This window comes from Microbacterium sp. 22242 (assembly GCF_052045495.1).
GTDB lineage: Bacteria > Actinomycetota > Actinomycetes > Actinomycetales > Microbacteriaceae > Microbacterium.
This window is the reverse complement of sequence record NZ_JBQEOZ010000010.1, coordinates 96,029-114,481: the sequence shown is the minus strand read 5'-3', so window position 1 is coordinate 114,481 and position 18,453 is coordinate 96,029. Positions and strand designations below refer to the sequence as shown.

Sequence of the window (18,453 nt, the reverse complement as noted above, 5' to 3'; positions counted from 1 at the left end):
CCGGTTCTTCTCGCGGGTGCGCGCAGGGCCCCGCCGCCCCTACCCTGGTGTCATGACCGACGCGACGGATTCTGGGGCTCCGCGCGGCGAATCGCCGATGCCGCTCACCAGACGTGAACTCCGACAGCGCCGCGAGGCCGCCGCGATCGCGGCAGCCTCCGGGGCGCACCTCGAACGCGCCCAGGAGGCCGGCCCGCCTGATCCGGCGCCGAACCGGCCGCTGGCGCAGCCGTCGTCGGGGCAGCCGTCAGAGCAGCCGCCGTCAGGGCAGCAGCGCACGGGCGAAGCCCTGTTCGGATCGCTGGCGGGCATGTTCGCCGCACCCGAGACGCTGACCTCGCCGCGACCGACCGTGCTCACCGTGTGCACGGGCAACATCTGCCGCTCCCCGCTCGCCGAGGCGCTGCTGCGCACCCGGCTGGCGGATCTGGACCTGCGCGTGCACAGCGCGGGAACGCACGGTCTGGTGGGCGAGGCGATGACGGCTCCCGCCCAGCAGCTCGCCCGCGCGCACGGCGCCGACACCGCGTATGCCGACGCGCACCGTGCCCGGCTGCTCACCGAGCCCCTGCTCGAGGACGCGGACCTGATCCTCACCATGACCGTGGAGCAGCGCGACTACGCCGTGCGGATGCTGCCGCGCCGGCTTCATCGCGCCTTCCCGGTGCGCGAGTTCGCGCGCCTCGCCGAAGGCCTGGACGACGAGCGTCTGCGCAGCATCGCCGACGCCGCAGGGCAGGATCCGCGGGCCCGCCTGGTCGCGGTCGTCGAGGCGGTCTCCGAGCAGCGCGGCGGAGGCTCCCCGCGCCGCGGAGACGAGGACGTGATCGACCCGTACCGGCGGGCGTTCGCCGTCTACGAGGAGTCGGCGGCGCAGCTGCTGCCGGCCCTCGACGAGGTCGAGCGGGTCGTCCGCGCGGCGCTCTGAGCCCCGGCCGCCCCAGTACGCCTCCGCGGCCGCAGGGTCAAGGGCCGTGAGTCCCTGACCGGAGGCAATAGGATTTCCGCACCCGTCGTCCGAAAGAGTCCGTGTCCGTGCATCCTTCCCCGCCCGCTCTCCTGCTGGAAAGCCACCTCGGCTTGACCTCGCATCACGCTGGTCTGATCAGCGCGCGCACCTTCCGATCGGTGCTGGTCACCGTGCATCGGCCGCAGGAGCCGCAGTGGACGTGGCGTTCCGACACCAGCCTCGACGGTCCGCGGGCCGCGATGCTGTTCCCGAGCGGCGAGGCGGCGGACGGATCCGCCCATCCGATCGCGATCTTCGCACCCCCGCAGTGCGGCGAGACGATCGCGTGGACCCGATCCACCGAGGTCGTCGCGGTGTGGGTGCCGCTGGACACGCTGCGGGAGTTCATCAACGAGGCGCCGCTGCGCATCATCGCCCTGCAGGCCACGCCGATCGTGGCGGCGTTCCGCGCATTCACGCTCGCGATCGCCCGCAACGGGGAGGACGCGTCGTCGATCTCCCGGTACGCGATCGAACGACTGCTCGCCGAGATGGTGTTCGGCGCCCTGCTCGAGATCTCTTCGGCGAGCCTGCCGGAACGCGGGCAGCCGACGCTCGTGGAGCGTGCGCGCTCCATGATGCTGATGCACCGGGAGGATGCGGACTACACGATCGCGGAGCTGGCGTCGGAGCTGCACGTGTCGCTGCGGCATCTGCAGCGCGCCTTCGCCCGCACCGGCACCACGCCCGGCGATGCGCTGCGCCGCATGCGCGTCGAGCTCGCGGAGTCGCTGCTGCGCAACCCCGACTACGTCGTGCTCACGATCGAGGAGATCGCGATGCACGCGGGTTTCTCCGGCGCGCTGCAGCTGCGCCGCGCTCTCCGGGCGGAAGGACTTCCCGCGCCCACGGTGATCCGGCCGCCGTCGCGCTGAACCCACGGCCCCGGCCCGGCGTCAGTCGCGGCGGGTCAGCACCTTCGCGTCGGCGAGCTGGCCGAGGGCGACGGCGACCAGCTCCGCGGGATCGCCCGCCGCCGGCCGGCCGAACTCGGCGATCACGTCGTCGACGATCTGTGCCGTGCGGCGACCCTGGCGCAGCGACTCCCAGATGACCGGGGCGATGCCGTCCAGCACATGCACCCAGCGCTGCGCCAGGACGACCACGCGGTCGCCGCAGCGGATCGCGTCGGTCACCCCCGACAGGTCGTACTCGGGGTGCTCGATCTCGATCTGCGCGGGCTGCCACTCCTCCTGCACCCGGTCGTGGTCGAGCAGCTCCGGAATCACCGGCGGCACGGTGGCCGCGTCCGGGTAGGTGAGCCGGACGACCCCGCCGATCCGGTCGCACAGGGCGGCGAGGGTCTGCAGCGGTCGTGGCAGCTCGGCCAGATAGCTCATCTGCGGAGCGATCTCCGCGATCGCCTCCGGGAACGCGACGGACTCGAGCGTGGGGGCGGGATGGTCGGCGTCCCGCGTCAGCAGCACGAGGGCGCCGAGCCGCAGCGGTGCGTCCGGCACGGGCAGGAGCCCGGCCGCGTCGGGCGAGACCTGCTCCTTCGGCCTGCCGGCGCGCACGACCGAGAGCGGCTTGCGGTACGGGCTCACGACGAGATCGGGGCTCACCGCGACGGTCTCGTCCGAGACGTAGCCGTAGTGAGTGCCGAGCGCACGGCTGAGGGTCGTCTTGCCGCGTCCCGACGGCCCCACGAACGCGGCGACCCGGCCCTGCGGATCGGCGACTCCGCAGGCGTGGAACATGACGAGTTCGCCGCCGCGGCGCTCGAGAGCGGCGAGCGTCACCTGCACCGTGAGCGATTCCGCGAGCGCCTCCTGGTCGTCCTCGGGAACGACGAGGATGATCTCATCGGGCTCGCGCGGATCGTCGGCGGCGATCTGCGCTCCCGCCCAGGACCGGCGGATCCGCTCCGCCGCCTCCGGATCGAACCCGTCCGCGAAGTCCAGCCGGATGCGCACGCCGAAGGCGCTCACCACGAGCGAGGGGCTCGCGCCGAGCCCCGTCACGCGGTCTCCGCGGTCTCCCGCCGACGGACCTCGCCGGACGGCAGTCCCTGCTCGTCATCCGAGCGGTAGTAGTCGCCGTGGTACTGGTAGCCGTAGTAGGCGGCGCCGCTGCCGCGACGCGGGATCCGGTTCAGCACGATGCCGAGGGGCCTGGCGCCGGCCCGTTCCAGGTTGGCGAGCGCCTTGGCGAGCACCTCGTACTTGGTCTTGCCCACCGTGCCCACCACGATCGCGCCGTCGGCGCTGTGCGAGAGCACGGCGGCGTCGGTCACCGGGATGAGCGGCGGGGCGTCGATGACGACGATGGCCTCGCGCGCGATCGACTTCAGCAGCTCGCGCATGCGCGCGGATCCGAGCACCTCGCTCGGGTTCGGCGGAACCTTGCCCGCGGTGACGACGAGCAACTGGCCGTTGCCGAAGCGCTGCGCGACCTCGGCGATGGTCGCCCGCCCGGCGAGCACGTCGGAGATGCCGGCGCCGTGCGGCAGACCGAACACCGTGTCGATCATCGGGCGGCGCAGGTCGCCATCGATGAGCACGACCGGCTGGCCGCTCGAGGCGAGCGTGACGGCGAGGTTCGACGCGATCGTGGACTTGCCGTCACCCGGGAGCGGACTGGTCACCACGATGATGCGAGGCGGGTTGTCCACGTCCATGTACTGCAGGTTGGTGCGCAGTTCGCGCACGGCCTCGGCGATGCCGAACAGGTGGGCGCGATCGCTCGAGTTGCTGCTGCCGCCGTCGAACGGCAGCAGGCGGTTGTCCGCCGTGAACGACTTCTCCTCGGGGATGGTCCCCACGACCGCGACGCCGGTCTCCCGCTCGACCTGCTCGACGGAGCGGATCCGGCGGTCCAGCGTGTACCGCAGCAGGCCGTAGCCGACGGCGATCGCGAGGCCGACCAGGGCGCCCAGCGCGAGCGCGAGCCGGGTGTTCGGCGACGACGGGCTGTCCGGAAGCCGGGCGGAGTCGACAGGGCTGAGGTACACGGCGCCCTTCTTTCCGGGGTCGCCGCTCTCCAGGCGGTTCACTTCTGCGCTCATGGAGCGCACCCAGGCCTCCGCCAGATCGCGGGCCTTCTCCGGCGTGGCGGCGTCGGCGGTGACCTTGAGCGTGAGGGTGTCGACGGCGTTGGTCACCGACACCTGCTTCACGAGCTCGTCCGAGGTGGTGTGCAGATTCAGGTCCTTGATGACCCCGTCGGCGACAGCGCGCGAGGAGCCGAGTGCGGCGTACGTCTTCACACGGCCGGTGGCCAGGGTGTTGCCGACGACGGCGTTGCTGACGTCGGAACCGCCGATCGCGTCCGCGGACGCCTGCACGATCGCCGAGGCGTCCGCCGAGTACACCTTGGGCTGCAGCAGCGTCCACCCGAAGGCGACGACGACGCCCAGGAGCGTGATGAGGACCATCCCGAGCCAATGCGCACGGAAGACCCGAAGATAATCACGCAGATCCATGTGGGCGTTTCCCCCTCGCTCGGTTCACCCTCCGAGGGCGACAGTCAACGGCTTTCGATGCTACCGGACGCGGTATCCCGGTCGCGACCGGGCGACTGCGCCACGACGATTCCGCGTACGAGGTTCTCGATCTCGTCGCCGCGCGCCACCGGGGATGCGACGAAGGGATGGTGCATGCCGCCGAGGAGGACCGCGGACGGAATGCCTTCTGCGCCGAGCGCCCGCTTGGCCGAGGCGGCGCCGAAATACGCGAAGGGCATGGCTTCCGGGCTGACGACACGGAGCGAGTCCGGGCGGGACGACGTGGCCACCCTCAACAGGACGGAAGGTCCTATCGCCCGTTGCCATTCCGGCAGACGACGGGCGACGCCCGCGCACTTGCCGCACTCGGTGGAGAGGAAGACCAGAAGCACGGGAGCGCCCGCACCGAGAGCGTGAAGCGGGATCGTGACGCCCTCGGCGCTCACGAGCTCGGAAGCCGGAACCGCCGCTCCCTCGCGCGCGACCGCCTCGTCTTCGTGAGATGCGGCGGATGGGCCCCCGGTTGATTCGTACGCGGCGCGGGACCCGCGGCGGACACGGACCAATGAGATCGCGAGCGCTGCCGTCGCGACGGCGAGCCAGACCAGCGCCGCCAGCAGCGGGGTGAGACCCGTGGTGAACAGCTCGACCACGAACGCACCGTGCGCAGGCGACGTGACGACGATGACCGCGGCGGCGAGCATCAGGACAGCATTCCGCGTGGCGGTCCAGCCCGTGACGCGGTCGTCGGCGCTGAGGGCGCCGAAGCATCCGCAGTCCACCTCCTCACCCCGGCGGAGCACGCCGACGACGAACACCGTGAACACCGCGAACGTCACGAGCGAGAGCGCGGCTGCCGCAGCACGGTACCCGCCGGGAAGGATCAGGAGCGCCACGGCGAGGCCGAGTTCCCAGAGCGGGACCGCGGCGGCGATCCATCGACGCCGGAAGGGTCCCGGCACTGCGAGCGCGGTCATGCTCTCCAGCGTCCGTCGCCCTCGTCCGGCCTTCGCGACCCCGGAGAGCAGCAGCACGAACGCGACGAACCCCGTCGCGACCATCAGGACGGTCTCGACGGGGTTCGCAGGCATGGGCCTCAGATTAGCGTCAGATCAGGCGCAGGTCTGGATGGTGAGCGAGCCGGATGCCCCCAGGACGCCGAGGCTGCCGAGGTTGACGGAGGCGGCGGCAAGCGTGGAGCTCGTGGCGCTGTTGTCCCCGGCATTCGCGTCGGCGGTGGTCTGCGTCAGGGTGAGGCCGCTCGCCACACCCGCGTTCACGATGGCGCGGTAGAAGTCCAGGGTGAGCGAGCTGCCCTGGGCGAGCGGGGCGGCCAGCGAGAACGTGAATCCGCCCGAGACCGTCGCGATGCCGGCGATACCGGCGATCGCAAGCGACTGAAGTCCGGAGAGCGTGAGGATCGCGTTCGGGTCGCTGAGCAGGTACTGCGTACCCGCAGGAGTCGTGCCGCTCGTCGCGGTGATCGTGAAGCCGCGGGTCGCTCCCGCGTGGATGCCGAGACCGTTGAGTGCCGTCTGCACTGCCGTGAACACGAGGGGAGCTGGCACGAGAGCCTGAAGCGCAGACACGTCGTACTGATTCGTGCAGAACGCGCTGACCGACGCGTTGAACGGGGCGACGCTCGCGGAGGCGAGCGGAGTGGCCGCGGCGACCGCGATGACGGGGACCGACCAGGCGGCGCCCTTGAGAACGGTGCGCCGTTCGACGTTCTTGAACTCGACCATGTGTGTGCTCCTCCGAAGCGTCTGTTTTCCGGGCCCCGGGACAGGACCTCTGCGGCGCGATGCGGTGGATGATGGGTGCATCCCCGACGCGCACAAGGGAAATGCTGGCGGGGAGGGTGTGAAGGGGACGCCACCTCGGTCGCATTACGATCGGCACTGGTCGCATACCGCTCAGGAAGCGCTGTGCGGCCCGGCACACGCGACTGAGCGTGGAGGCGCCGCCTGCCCGGCTTCACCTGCGCCGCGCACGTCAGCGCGGGCCCGTGCACGGCATGATGGATCCATGACCGCGGACCCCTCTGCCCCGCCCCGGCCGCTGTGGCGACGGATCACGGGGAGCACGTGGTTCCACCTGTTCGCGGCGTTCGTCGTGTTCGGCCTGATCCTGTCCTTCGTCGCGAAGCCGTACTGGGTGCCGTCGGGATCGATGGAGCAGACCCTGCAGGTCGGCGATCGGGTGCTGGTCAACCGGCTCGCTTACGTGGGGAACGCGGGCCCGCGCACCGGCGACGTCGTCGTCTTCGACGCCGGCCCGGAGTGGTCAGCGGGCGCCCCTGTCGCCGACAACCCGGTCAAGGCGGCACTGCGCTGGCTCGGCGAGGTCACCGGGTTCGGCCCCTCCGGTCCGCACACGCTGATCAAGCGCGTCATCGCCGGTCCCGGCCAGACGGTGAGGTGCTGCTCGGCCGACGGACGGCTCATCGTGGACGGCAAGCCCCTGGACGAGAAGTACGTGTTCCAGGATCTGCCGTTCCGGACCGGCACGCTCGACTGCGCGACGAAGCCGGTGTCTCCCCGCTGCCTGCCCGAGGTGTCAGTCCCGAAGGACTCCTACCTGGTGATGGGCGACCACCGCTCGGACTCGTCGGACGGAGCCGTGTACTGCCGGGGCCGCACCGCGCCCGACGCGAGCTGCTGGCGGTGGGCGCGTTCCGGGGAGATCGTCGGAAGGGCCGTCGTGATCCTCTGGCCGGTCAACCGCTGGTCGGGGCTGTGACGGTCGCACGACGGCGAACGGTCAGCGGCTTCCGTCGCCCGGAGACGGCGGCCATCAGCCACTCGACCGGTCCGGTGCCCACGTAGCGCCACCAGAGCCAGCCGACCGCCAGCGGGACGACCACCACGGTGATCCAGCCGATGGGCACGTTCGTCGTCGGCCAGCCGATCGACGTGAACCACAGCGACACGATCCATACGTGCAGCAGGTAGAGGCTGAGCGCCAGCTGCCCCCAGACCCGCAGCGGCGCGGACGCCGCGGACGGCACCATGCCGCGCCGGGGACGCGTCGCGAGCAGCACCACGACGGCATAGGTCGCGAAGACGAGCCCGACGTCGTGCAGCGTGTCGGGATAGGAGCCGGAGACCGCCGCCGGCTGGTGCAGCACCTTCTCGAGGACCGGTCGCACGAGGTAGGCGAACGGGGCGACGGCGAGCATGATCCACATCGTGCGGTCGCGCCGCAGACCGCCGCGCAGCAGGAGTGCTCCGAGCAGGAAGAACGGCAGCAGGTTGGTGAGGCGATAGGAATGCCCGAGCACCGTCCAGTCGGCCAGATACCGCACCGCGATGTTCGAGGACATGATCTGCACGAGGTCACCGCGCGCGAGGTCGTTCAGCGGCGCGCCGATCAGCACGACCAGCGCGAGGACCACGGCCAGCGCACGCGACCCCAGCAGCAGCAGCGGCGTGCCGACGATGATCAGCACGCCCAGGCAGGACAGCACGATCGCGACCCACGACCCCCAGGTCGCCATCCACACTCCGAGCGCGATCAGCACGACCCCGCGGATCGTCTGCTGCACGAGCGTCCGCCCCGTGCCGCGCGAGGACGCCCAGACCAGCTGGGCCGACATCCCCATGACCAGCGCGAACAGCGGCGAGGCGAGGTCGTTGATGTTGCCGATCGCGAACCGCACGGTGCCGGGGAGCTGCGGCAGCAGCGGCGCGGCGTGCGCGAGGAGCATCGCGACGATCGCGACACCCCGGAGCACGTCGGGAACGATCAGCCTCTCCGGTCGCGCAACAGCCATCCCGTTCCTCTCGTCGCCTGAAAGCTACCGCATCTCGGCGCACGGAACGGCGAACGGGGTGGTGCAGCGCTGCCCGTGCTGCACCACCCCGCCCGTCAGAGCTGATCGAGGATCAGGGGCACACGCATCCCGGAGGCGTGCCCGGAACGCTGATGTGCAGCACGATCGGCGAGTGGTCGTGGTCGGAGCCGTCCGACGCGTGGCCCCAGGTGACGACGAAGTCGAACGAGCCGGCCTGGTTGGCACTGTTGGTCGACTGGGCCTGCAGCACGATGTCCACCGTCGCACCCGGGGCGACCGCGATGGGCAGCGGAGGGTACGTCGACGGCGTGAGCGTGATGCCGAGCGTGTTGTTCGTGATCGCCAGCGCCGTGATGTAAATGGTCTTGACGGGATCGGGGTTGTAGACCGTCGCGGGGACGTTGTACCCCTTGGCGAAGGACTTGCAGCTGTTGCCCGGCGACTTGCACGCCGCGCCCGGAGTGATGACCGGCGCGGGGCCGGACGTGGCGAAGGCCGGCACCGGAGCCGCCAGCGCCACCGCGGGCACCGCCCAGGCCATCGCCTTGGTCACCGTGCGACGGCTGACGCCTTTCGGCTGTTCGAGTTCAGACATGTTAAGACGCTCCTCCGGGTTGTCCCATCACCCGAATCCCCAGCAGACGGCGGGCGAGCACGCCAGACCCGGGAAGCCCCGTCGTGCACCTGAATTATCGCACAGCGGATCCTCAGATTAAAGCGTGTCGCCTTGATTTCCCTCAGACGAACCGGTATATCGGTCTTGGCCTCGTCTCGGGAGCATCTCCCCCGTGTCCGGATCGAAGTCCATGTCGAGGTCCGGGCCGTCCGGGGTGTACGCCGCCGCGAGGATCGCGGGCAGGCTCCAGGCGGCGCCCAGCACGAGCCGCCCCGGCCGCGGCGCCTCGTCCGGTCGGCTGCCATCCCCGATCTCATGCTCCTGAAGTACCTCGTCCACGTCGGCGAGAACGGGGTCCTCATCCTCCGCGACCTCGGGCTCGACGTCCTCACCGGCGGCAGCGAGGACCCGGTCGTCGGGCGCGACGCCGGCCGGGCCGGCATCGGAATCGGGCCCTGCCGCCCCGCGGGGACCGTCGCAGAGCAGGGCCCCGCCGTCGTCTTGTTCCGGCGCGATGGCACGCCGGATACTGCTCTTCGCGTTCCTCTGCAACGCGCACTTCCCCTCTACCGATCCCCTCCCCAGGGGGCCCGTCACGGGCGGCGCGACGCATCGGCCGTCTCGCGACGAGAAATTGCCGCCGACGGCTTTCGGGTCGCCACCGGCAGACTTCATTCAACGACGCGAAGCTGGGAACCGTCCGAGGTGAAACCGATTTCACCCTCACCGTCACCCGCGGGGCCTGTGAGGGTGCTCAGAGATAGCCCAGCACCGTGGCGCGGATGACGGCGTCGTGCCGGGAGCCGACGCCGAGCTTGCGATACAGGGAGCGCTGGTGCGATTTCACGGTGTTCACCGACCGGAACAGCGAAGAAGCGATCTGCTCCCTCGTCTCGCCGCGCGCGAGCCCCGCCAGGACATCGAGCTCGTGTGCCGTCAGCCGGGGATCGTCCAGGACCCCGCTCGGAGGAAGCTCCTTCCCCGGCGGAACCAGGCCGGGCACGTGCTCCGCGAGCCGGCCCAGCAGCCGGGGAGACAGCGTCCGCAGCACGGCGACCTCGTGCGCTCCGGACTGCCGGTGCAGATCGCTGAGGTGCTCGACGGCTGCCTGCACGGCCGTGGGCTCGCCGCTCAGGAACTCCGCGAGCGCCCGCAGGAGCAGGCGGTGCCGGTCGGCCTGTCGCAGCCCCTTCGTCAGCGTGGCCGCCGCGTTGAGGTCGGCGATCGCCGACCGCGGCGAGGACGAGGCTATCTGCACGAGGTCGCGCACGACCCGCGTCGGCCAGTTCGCGGCGTCCACACCCTGCAGTTCCTCGCGCGCTCGCGGCACGTTGCCGCTGAGCAGCGAGTCGAGGGCGAGCAGGGCGTGCGTGACGGATCCCGGCAGGCCCGACGATCCCGCCCCGATCCCCGCGGACTGCAGTGCCTCGATCCGTTCCCTGCTGTCCACCCGCCGCTCCGCGATCACGCTGGTGCGGTGCAGTATCAGCAGGTGAAAGGGCCAGAACTCCCCCATGTGCCCGTAGGACAGCTGCAGCGCCCGCTCGAACCCGGCCACCGGATCCTCATCCAGCAGCGCCTCCGCGAGGTTCTGCTCGACGTCCAGGAGCGGTTCGACCCAGCTCACGGAGCGGCGGAGCGCGCGGGCCTCGACGAGGTGCGCGCGGGCGGCGTCGCGCGTGCCGTACATCCCGTGGATGAGCGCGGAGCGGATGTGCGCCTCACGGGCGAGGAAGGTCAGTTCGAGCGCCGGACGCACCCGCAGCACCCGCTGATAGAGCGACAGTGCCTCCTGGAACCTGCCGAGCAGCGCGGCCGTCAGCGCGGCCTGGTTCAGGTACAGGCCCCGGACGCCGTGCGTGGGGTCGATCAGCGTGCGGTCGGCTTCGATGATCGCGGGCAGCCCGCTCAGGATGTCGTAGGCCAGTTCGAGGTCGCCGCTCAGCCGCGCCTGCCAGCCGTCGACCAGGACCATCCACCGCCGCAGGTGCGGGGGCAGCTCCTCCCTGCGTTCGGTCGCCGGCAGGACCAGGTCGCGCATGGCCTCGGGCGCCACCAACCGGGCGGCGAGCGCGGCCTCCGCGCTGCGGTTCAGCTCGTTCGGCGGCAGGTCGGCGATCATCTGCGCCAGTTCGTCCGGATCGACCGTGAACCAGAGCTCGATCGAACGGGTCGCCATCAGGCGGGTCAGTTCGACGGAATCGCCGGCGAGCCAAGCGGCTCTCGCCCGTCTCGCGATGTCTCCCATGACTCCTCACCCGTTCGCACGGCGCGCACGCCGTGCTGTGTTGTCCGAGCTTACTCACGCGGCCGGGAAGAGGCGCCGTTTCGCCTCGACGAAAGGGGTGCGTCGCCGGATCGACGTGGGACGATGGCCTCGTGCGCCTGGTCTACGTCTCGCCGGGCCCGCTCGACGCGAAGGCCGTCGACGGGCTCTCGCAGTTCGCGCAGACGTGGCCGGGCGAAGTGATCGCCGTCGCTCCGCCGGTCGCCGGCGCGGCCCTCCCGGCGGCGCCGGGCGTCGAGGTCGTGACCGCAGCGCCGACCACCGCCGACGGGCTCCGTGCGCTCGGCCCGGACGTCCTGCTCGCCCTGCACCGCCCGGAGTTCGGGTGGCTCACCGAGGTCGCGCCGACGGTCTTCACGGCGGAGTTCAGTCGCCGTATCCGGGTCGAGCAGCAGATGGTCGCGGCGCGGGGCACGCTCGACCGGGCCCGGATCGCCCTCGGCCAGAGGCGCCGCGAGCGCGCCTATCGCGACATGGCTCGCCGGGCGGCCGGCCTTCAGTGCAACGGACCCGGCGCGTGGGACGCCTACGCTCGGCTCAACGCCCGTCCCCTGCGGATCCGGGATCACCGGATCCGCAGGGAAGACCTCACTCTTGCAGGCCGTCGTGCGACCTGGCGCGGGGACCGTCCGCTGCGCGTGGCCTTCTCCGGGCGCCTGACGGCGGTCAAGGGACCGCGGACCGTGGTCGAGGTCGCGACGATGTTGCCGGACATCGAGTTCGTCGTGCTCGGCGGAGGCGAGCTGCGGGACCCTCTGGAGCGGGCGGCACCGGACAACGTCCGCTTCGCGGGCTTCCTCCCGTTCGAGGAGTGGAAGGCGTTCGTGCGCGACGGCGTCGACCTCGCCCTGCTCCCCTATCCACAGGGCGACCCGTCAGGCACGTACTACGAGTTCGCCGGCTGTGGCGTGCCGGTCGTCGGTCTGGCCAACAGCACCTGGCGCAGGATCGCCGCGGAGGACGGGCTCGGATGGGCGGAGCGGGATGGTGCCGGACTCGCCGCGCGCATCCGCTCGCTGCGACCCGACGATCTCGACGCCGTCCGGGCGCACGCACTCGGCGGCTTCGAGGCGTTCGAGGACGTCGCGGCGAGGCGGGTCTCGCATCTCGTCGCCGTGGCCCACGGCGACCGCTGAGCCGTCGCGCGCCTCCGCCGGGCGCCGCGAAGGCTCATTCGGACGAGGAGCGGCCACGATGCTCGAACACGGAGCGGATCAGGCGGGCGATGCGACGCGCACCGCCGCGCACCGCCTTCATCATGCCCACGGCGCGGGGGAACCGCGTCCGCATCCGCTCCAGCAGCGCATACCGGTGACGGAGGTCCATGATCTCGTCGTGCTGGCGGAACAGGAACGTGAACCAGTCCTCCGCGTGGTCCGCGTAGGTCTGCAGATTGTTGCGCAGGATCTGCGCGTGCGCGGCGATCAGGTCTTCCCTCGTCATGCTCGAGTTCACCGAACTGCCGTCGGGACCGATCCGGTAGAAATAGTGCACAGCGTCGAGCCGGTGCGGCACGCCGCCGCGACCGAGCACGCGCATCACGAAGTCGTGGTCCTCCCGTCCGCGTCGCATCGTCTCGTCGTAACCGCCGACCGCTGACCAGTCCGCACGACGGAAGACGGCGGCGTGGAAGATCTGGTTGTGCATCAGGAACCCTGCCCAGTCGAAGTCCGGCAGTCGCCACGGGCCGGTGTACCGGCCGAAGAGCTCCGCCCTCGAATACACCAGCCGAATCTGGGGGTCGGCCTCGAGCACGGCGACCGCCTCCGCCACGTAGGTCGGAGAGATCCGGTCGTCGCTGTCCAGGGGCAGGAAGTACTCCCCGTCGGTCGCCGCGATGCCGGCGTTGCGGGCGGCCGAGGGTCCCGCATTCTCCTGCCGGATCACCTGCAGGCGCTGGTCTCCGCGGAGTTCGTCCAGCACCTGCAGGGTGAGCGGATCCGTCGAGCCGTCGTCGACGACGACGATCCGGAGCGGGACGTACGTCTGCGCGAACACGGACGCCAGTGTCTCGGGCAGCGTCGCGCCGGAATCGAACACGGGGATGACCGCCGTCACCGCCGACGCCGTCGCTTGCGAGCTCATGGGCTCATCCATTCATCGGTTCCCCGCAGCGCCGGATCCGCTCTCGGGGCGCCCCAGTATAGCGACGGAGCCGCCACGAGCACGGCCCCTGAGCTCCGTCCTCATAGCCCCGCCCCTCGGCATTGAATAGGGTGGACGCGTGCGCGCCCGGCCCTCCGTAGACGTGGAACGCGGGGACCGATCCCTGCGCGTCGTCGTCGTCGCGCAGGAGCCCCCCGCGCGCAAAGCGGACAGCGCCGGCGTGGGCTACCTCAGGGACCTCATCGACATCCTGGTGGACGGGGGCGCTCACGTCACCGTGATCGTGCCAGAGACCGAGACCAGCCGCCGCGCGGCGACCGAAGCCGCGGGCTTCGCGTTGCGCCTCGTCGCCGCAGTCCCGGTCGCGACATCGGCGGGCCTGGCCGCGTCGGCGATCGGCGCGCGGCTCGCACCGATCCGTCCGCCGCGCGGTTTCCTCTCCGCCCTGCGACGCGACCCCGCCGTCCGCGCGGCGCTCCGCGACGCCGACGTCATCGATGTGCAATGGCCCACGATGGCCGCGGCGCTGCCCGCGCTGCACCGGCTCGCTCCGCGGGCCCGCCTGATCGCGACCCTGCACGATGTCGCGAGCCAGGGCCTGCGCCGGCAGCGTCGGCGAGCCCGCGCTCCGAAGACCTGGGCGCGCTTCGCCGTCGGCACCCTGCAGGCCCGTGCGATCGAGGTGCGCACGACGGCTCTCGCCGACACCATCGTCGTGTTCAGCGAGAAGGATCGCGCTCTGCTGCCCAGCTCGGAGCACGTGGAGGTCGTCCTCCCGCCGCTCGGGCTGACACCGCCTCCGCCGCCGGGATCACCGGAACCCGTGCTGAGCAGGGACATCCTCTTCGTGGGACCGCTCTACCGCGGCGAGAACCGCGAGGCGCTGCGCTGGTTCGCGCGCGAGATCTGGACGGCGGTGCGGGCGGGCGTGCCCGACGCGCGTCTCCTCGTGGCCGGCAGGTCGACGGACGCCCATCGCGCCGACTACACCCACATGCCAGGGATCGAGTTCCTGGGCTTCGTCGACGACCTGGAGCCGCTGTACGCCCGTGCCGCCGCCGTGATCGCACCGCTCCAGGTCGGCGCCGGCGTGAAGTTCAAGGTCGTCGAGGCGCTGGTGCGGGGCGTCCCGGTGATCGGCACGTCCGTGGCGTTCGAGGGCATCGGCGACGACGAGCATCGGCCCCGACCGCGCGACGACGCGGCCGGCTTCGCCGACGCGCTGCTCGCGGCGCTGCGGGATCCGCGGGGTGCCCGATCGGACGCTGCCGGCTGGCGGGACTGGGCGAGGCGCCATTACTCGACGGGGGCGTTCGCGCGACGGGTCGCCGGGATCTACGGACTCGCCCCCGCGATAGCCGTCGCCGAGGACGCGCCCCCGCTGGCGAGCGTCGTCATCCCGGTGCGCGACGGCGCGCACGGCATCGCCAGACAGCTGTCCGCTCTTGCGGGCCAGGACGTCGCCTCCCGTCTCGAGGTGATCGTCGCGGACAACGGATCGACGGATCGCACGGCCACTGTCGCGCTCGCGCATCGCACCGGCTTCCGCGACCTGCGCGTGGTCGACGCGGGCGATCGGCCCGGCGTGAACCACGCGCGCAACACCGGCCTCCTCGCCGCTCGGGCAGAGAAGGTGCTCTTCTGCGACCACGACGACGAGGTGCACGCAGGTTGGGCGGGCGCCTTGATCCGCGCCCTCGACGACGCCGATGTCGTGGGCGGACGCCTCGTGCTGGTCGCGGAGGATGCTCAGGGCACGCACGTGACCGGGGAGGTGTCGGCCCTGCGCACGGCCCTGGGCTATCTCCCCTACGCGGTGGGGGCGAACTTCGGCGTACGCCGCGCGGCCGCCCTCGAGATCGGCGGGTTCGACGAGAGCTTCCGCCGCGGCCACGACGAGGTCGACTTCTGCTGGCGACTGCAGCAGGCGGGTTCCGCGATCGCCTACTCCCCCGATGCGACCGTGTCCTACCGCCAGCGCCGCGGGCTGCGCGACCGGGCGCGGCAGAGCTACCACTCCGCGCGCACGTCGATCCTGCTGTGGACACGGCACCATCTCGTCGGATCCCTGCCCGCACCCTCGCCGCGTCGCGCGGCGATCAACGCGGTCGGCTCGATCCGGTACCTTCCCGGCCTGCTTTCCCGGGCACGGCGCGACGAGTCCGCGCGCGCTCTCGGCTGGGTGTGGGGCTGGCTGGACGGCCAGCTCCGCTACCGGGCGCTCGGGTCGCCTCCTCCGCCTGTCCTACTGACCGGATCGCGGGCCGCGTCGTGACCGCCGACAGCACGCCGCGGGACCCGGCGCCCGCCCTCAGCGTGATCATCCCGGTGCTCGACGGCGCGGAGACCATCCGCCAGCAGCTCGAGGCCCTCGACGCGCAGCGCGATGCGCCGGCGTTCGAGGTGATCGTCGTCGACAACGGCTCGACGGACGGCACCGCGGACGTCGTGCGCCACGTGACCATGCGCGGAGCCTCCCTGCGCCTGATCGCCGCGACCGACGAGCGCGGAGCGTCGTACGCCCGAAACGTCGGCGCGGCGCACGCCCGGGCCGCGCTCCTGATGTTCTGCGATGCGGACGATGTCGTCTCGGCGCACTGGGTCGCCTACGGCTGGCGGAACTTCCAGCACGACGAGCTGTGGAGCGGCATGGTCGTGCCGATCCCGGCGGCCGAGTTCGGGCCGGACGTCACGACGCTGCAGCAGCGCATCGACGAGGACCTCTCCTGGCATCCGCCCGAGCCCAGGACCGACACCCCGATCCCGATGCTGCAGGGGGGAGACTTCGGCGTCACCCGCCGGCTCTTCGCCGCCCTGGGCGGCTTCGATCAGTCGATCCCCTCATCGTTCGAGGACCTCGATCTCGCCTATCGCGCACGCAAGCACGGCGTCGAGGTGCGCTTCGCAGGCGGGACCAGGATCGCGTACCGGCTGCGCGGGTCGCGTGAGGAGACCGCGGTCCGGCAGATCCGCATGGCGCGCGCGAAGATCCTCATCGCTCAGCGTCACGGGGTGCGCGACGAGCTGTCCGATCCGCCGTGGCCGCTGCTCGCCGTGCGCCTGGCCGCGGCGGCCACGCGCATGCCGTTCCGCCGGCGGGCAGACCGGGACTGGACGGGCCTGCGGGGCCGCGCGCTGTTCACCTGGGGCGTGTTCTCCGGAACGGTGATGTACCGGTATCTGCGCCGGATCCCGGCGCCGCGTCCCGGCGCCGGGCTGACTCCGCCGGCGTCCGGGGAGGCAGCTCCATGAGCCCGATCCGGAACCTCGCCGTCGCGGTCCGCGCGCGCACGCTGGTGCCGCTGGGACGCATCCTCGGCGCACCGCGGGTGCAGCTGACCTCTCCACTGACCGGCGCAGGCAACCACCTCTACGACTGGATGTGGGCGTACCGCAACGATGCGCCGTCCGCGCCCGCACGCGTGCTGCGCCAGCCCGGCATGGCCGAGTGGCTGCAGGAGTTCCCGCTGCTCGAAGACCTGACGGTGGAGAAGAGCGACGTCCCGCGCCTGCTGACGGACTTCATCGGAACGCACCAGGACATGTTCGGTCGCGACTTCGCCCGTGCCGACGTGGACCGTTTCTGCCAGGCGCTGCTCGCCTCCTCCCCGGCATTCCGCACCCGCATCGACCGCGCCGCCGCCGTTCTGCAGCCGGGATCCGTCGTCGTGAACGTGCGCCGTGGCGACTACTACCGGCATGACTTCCTGCAGGAGGCGTACGGCCTCGATATCGCCGGCTATGTGCAGGCCGCCGTCCGTCGGCTGCGCGACCGGGAGCACCCGCTCGACGACATCGTCCTCGTCTCCGACGACGTCGAGTGGTGCCTGCGCGAGCTGCCCGCCGTGCTGCCGTCCACGCCGAGGGTCGTCGAAGGCCGGCGCTCGCCGCTCGACGACCTCGCGGTGCTCGCCGCGTCGCGCACCACGGTCCTGGCGAACTCGACGTTCTCGTTCTGGGGCGCGCATCTCGCGGCCGCGCGGGATCCTGAGGTGCTCGTGCTGGCGCCGCCCTACCATTTCATCGACGACGGCGTGCCGTCGCGCGAGCGCTTCGATCCGGCCTGGCTGGTCGTCGAGTCCTAGCCGCGCGGCTCTCTCCGCATGGTGCGGAGCACGGCGGCGGCCTCGTGCCAGGTGCGCCGGAACGAGAACCGCCCCTCGACCTCGGCGCGGGCAGCGACGCCGATGCCGGCGCGCAGCGACGGGTCCGAGACAGCACGGCGCACGACGGCAGCGACACCGGGCCCGTCGTGCAGCGGCAGCGCGAGGTTGGTGCGTCCGTCGTCGATGTACTCGCTCATCGCGGCAGTGCGGGTCACGGCCGTGCAGCGTCCGCAGGCCATCGCCTCCAGCAGCACGCTCTGCCCGGTGGGATAGGCGAGGTCGTGCGTGGGAACGATCACGAGGTCCGCCGCCCGCAGGTTCTCGCGGTGCTCCGCCATCGCCGTCGGCGGATGCAGAGTCACGTTGGCCGGGGCGGAGAGGATCCGGCCGGGCTGGGTGAACACGTCGTAGCGGATCTCCGGGGTCAGCCGGGCCGCTGCGAGGAGAGTGTCGAAGTCGCGTCCCCGATCGATCCCCATCGCCGCCACCTGCAGCCGCGAGCGCCGCGGCTCCCCGGGCGTGTACCAGGCCTCGTCGACGCCGAAGGGGATCGGCACGACCTTGTCCGCCGCGCCGATCAGCCTGAACGCCTCGACCTGGTTGCGGGAGAAAACCAGGATCCTGTCGACCTGCGCGACGGTGCGAGCGATCCGTGCCCTCTGCTGCGCGGATCCGTGCACGAGTTCCTCCGCCCACCAGCACGAGACGACCACGAGCGGCGCTGTCGTGTAGGGCGGGATCCGGCGTCGGCGCAGCGCAGCGGGCAGCACCGCCTTGTCCTCGAGCATGCAGAGCACCGCGTCGGCGCGTGCGGCACGTCCCGCCCCGCGCAGGGCCAGATCCGCGCGCACGCCGCTGCGGTGCTCGACGACGTCGCGCACCTTCCGGTGCAGCCGTCCACGGGCCGGGGCGATCGGCAGGAGGTCGATGCCCTCGTCCATGAGGAGGTCCACGCGGTACGGACCGGGGACGCGCTCGGTGACCGGGAGCGCATTCTGGCCCCGGCGCACCCCGGCGTGATCGAACAGCGCGAGGACACGCATGCGATCCTCAGCAGTCGCGGCGGTCTCGCGCGCGCGGCTCGTCCG

17 protein-coding genes are annotated in these 18,453 nt (G+C 71.6%); 7 read left to right on the top strand and 10 right to left on the bottom strand.

Translation table 11 applies throughout. The features are described 5' to 3' along the window. The first annotated feature begins 52 nt into the window (after positions 1 to 52). Together ACTJJZ_RS12415 and ACTJJZ_RS12410 are read left to right on the top strand one after the other, a co-directional pair. Positions 53 to 928, top strand: coding sequence for an arsenate reductase/protein-tyrosine-phosphatase family protein (locus ACTJJZ_RS12415; protein WP_440721497.1), 876 nt, complete (start codon positions 53 to 55; stop codon positions 926 to 928). A 152-nt stretch (positions 929 to 1,080) separates the two neighbouring features. Continuing rightward, entirely contained in the window at positions 1,081 to 1,884 is an 804-nt protein-coding gene (locus ACTJJZ_RS12410) for a helix-turn-helix domain-containing protein (RefSeq protein WP_440721496.1), read from the top strand. A 21-nt stretch (positions 1,885 to 1,905) separates the two neighbouring features. Here the strand turns inward: ACTJJZ_RS12410 and ACTJJZ_RS12405 are convergent, their stop codons facing one another. From ACTJJZ_RS12405 to ACTJJZ_RS12390, 4 genes are read right to left on the bottom strand one after another with little or no spacing between them, the layout of a single operon-like run. After that, a complete protein-coding gene (locus ACTJJZ_RS12405) occupies positions 1,906 to 2,973 on the bottom strand; it encodes an ATP-binding protein (protein WP_440721495.1) in 1,068 nt (355 codons plus the stop codon). After that, entirely contained in the window at positions 2,970 to 4,433 is a 1,464-nt protein-coding gene (locus ACTJJZ_RS12400; protein ID WP_440721494.1) for a polysaccharide biosynthesis tyrosine autokinase, read from the bottom strand. The genes ACTJJZ_RS12405 and ACTJJZ_RS12400 overlap by 4 nt, the downstream gene beginning before the upstream one ends. A 44-nt stretch (positions 4,434 to 4,477) precedes the next feature. Beyond that, positions 4,478 to 5,545 carry a MauE/DoxX family redox-associated membrane protein gene (locus tag ACTJJZ_RS12395; RefSeq protein ID WP_440721493.1) on the bottom strand — a complete coding sequence of 356 codons (1,068 nt, stop codon included), beginning with the start codon at positions 5,543 to 5,545 and terminating at the stop codon, positions 4,478 to 4,480. Between the two features lie 21 nt (positions 5,546 to 5,566). Further along, the gene (locus tag ACTJJZ_RS12390) at positions 5,567 to 6,199 is read right to left on the bottom strand and encodes a hypothetical protein (RefSeq protein WP_440721492.1); all 633 of its coding nucleotides are present in this window, start codon (positions 6,197 to 6,199) and stop codon (positions 5,567 to 5,569) included. A 283-nt stretch (positions 6,200 to 6,482) separates the two neighbouring features. Between ACTJJZ_RS12390 and lepB the strand changes: the two genes are divergently transcribed. Next, a complete protein-coding gene (lepB, locus tag ACTJJZ_RS12385) occupies positions 6,483 to 7,196 on the top strand; it encodes a signal peptidase I (protein ID WP_440721491.1) in 714 nt (237 codons plus the stop codon). On the opposite strand, the gene ACTJJZ_RS12380 is transcribed toward lepB, so the two are convergent. The 4 genes from ACTJJZ_RS12380 to ACTJJZ_RS12365 all read right to left on the bottom strand — a co-directional run bounded on the left by ACTJJZ_RS12380 (position 7,174) and on the right by ACTJJZ_RS12365 (position 11,114). After that, positions 7,174 to 8,229 (bottom strand): heparan-alpha-glucosaminide N-acetyltransferase domain-containing protein, encoded by a 1,056-nt coding sequence (locus ACTJJZ_RS12380; protein ID WP_440721490.1) that lies wholly within the window; start codon positions 8,227 to 8,229, stop codon positions 7,174 to 7,176. The genes lepB and ACTJJZ_RS12380 overlap by 23 nt on opposite strands. A gap of 112 nt (positions 8,230 to 8,341) precedes the next feature. Next, positions 8,342 to 8,845 carry a hypothetical protein gene (locus ACTJJZ_RS12375; RefSeq protein WP_440721489.1) on the bottom strand — a complete coding sequence of 168 codons (504 nt, stop codon included), beginning with the start codon at positions 8,843 to 8,845 and terminating at the stop codon, positions 8,342 to 8,344. 117 nt (positions 8,846 to 8,962) lie between these two features. After that, entirely contained in the window at positions 8,963 to 9,541 is a 579-nt protein-coding gene (locus ACTJJZ_RS12370; protein WP_440721488.1) for a hypothetical protein, read from the bottom strand. 79 nt (positions 9,542 to 9,620) lie between these two features. Beyond that, positions 9,621 to 11,114 carry a LuxR C-terminal-related transcriptional regulator gene (locus ACTJJZ_RS12365; RefSeq protein WP_440721487.1) on the bottom strand — a complete coding sequence of 498 codons (1,494 nt, stop codon included), beginning with the start codon at positions 11,112 to 11,114 and terminating at the stop codon, positions 9,621 to 9,623. A gap of 131 nt (positions 11,115 to 11,245) precedes the next feature. Between ACTJJZ_RS12365 and ACTJJZ_RS12360 the strand changes: the two genes are divergently transcribed. Next, positions 11,246 to 12,289: a glycosyltransferase gene (locus ACTJJZ_RS12360; RefSeq protein WP_440721486.1), complete on the top strand. Its 1,044-nt coding sequence runs from the start codon at positions 11,246 to 11,248 to the stop codon at positions 12,287 to 12,289. 34 nt (positions 12,290 to 12,323) lie between these two features. Here ACTJJZ_RS12360 and ACTJJZ_RS12355 read toward each other — a convergent pair whose 3' ends face one another. Beyond that, positions 12,324 to 13,238 (bottom strand): glycosyltransferase, encoded by a 915-nt coding sequence (locus tag ACTJJZ_RS12355; RefSeq protein WP_440721485.1) that lies wholly within the window; start codon positions 13,236 to 13,238, stop codon positions 12,324 to 12,326. A gap of 139 nt (positions 13,239 to 13,377) precedes the next feature. Between ACTJJZ_RS12355 and ACTJJZ_RS12350 the strand changes: the two genes are divergently transcribed. From ACTJJZ_RS12350 to ACTJJZ_RS12340, 3 genes are read left to right on the top strand one after another with little or no spacing between them, the layout of a single operon-like run. Further along, a complete protein-coding gene (locus ACTJJZ_RS12350) occupies positions 13,378 to 15,534 on the top strand; it encodes a glycosyltransferase (RefSeq protein WP_440721484.1) in 2,157 nt (718 codons plus the stop codon). Then, the gene (locus ACTJJZ_RS12345) at positions 15,531 to 16,511 is read left to right on the top strand and encodes a glycosyltransferase family 2 protein (protein WP_440721483.1); all 981 of its coding nucleotides are present in this window, start codon (positions 15,531 to 15,533) and stop codon (positions 16,509 to 16,511) included. Before ACTJJZ_RS12350 ends, ACTJJZ_RS12345 begins: the two co-directional genes overlap by 4 nt. Further along, positions 16,508 to 17,344, top strand: coding sequence for an alpha-1,2-fucosyltransferase (locus ACTJJZ_RS12340; RefSeq protein ID WP_440721482.1), 837 nt, complete (start codon positions 16,508 to 16,510; stop codon positions 17,342 to 17,344). Before ACTJJZ_RS12345 ends, ACTJJZ_RS12340 begins: the two co-directional genes overlap by 4 nt. Here ACTJJZ_RS12340 and ACTJJZ_RS12335 read toward each other — a convergent pair. Further along, complete coding sequence (locus tag ACTJJZ_RS12335; RefSeq protein ID WP_440721481.1) at positions 17,341 to 18,408, bottom strand: glycosyltransferase family 4 protein; 1,068 nt, start codon at positions 18,406 to 18,408, stop codon at positions 17,341 to 17,343. The two genes, ACTJJZ_RS12340 and ACTJJZ_RS12335, sit on opposite strands and share 4 nt — an antisense overlap. Between the last annotated feature and the right edge of the window lie 45 nt (positions 18,409 to 18,453).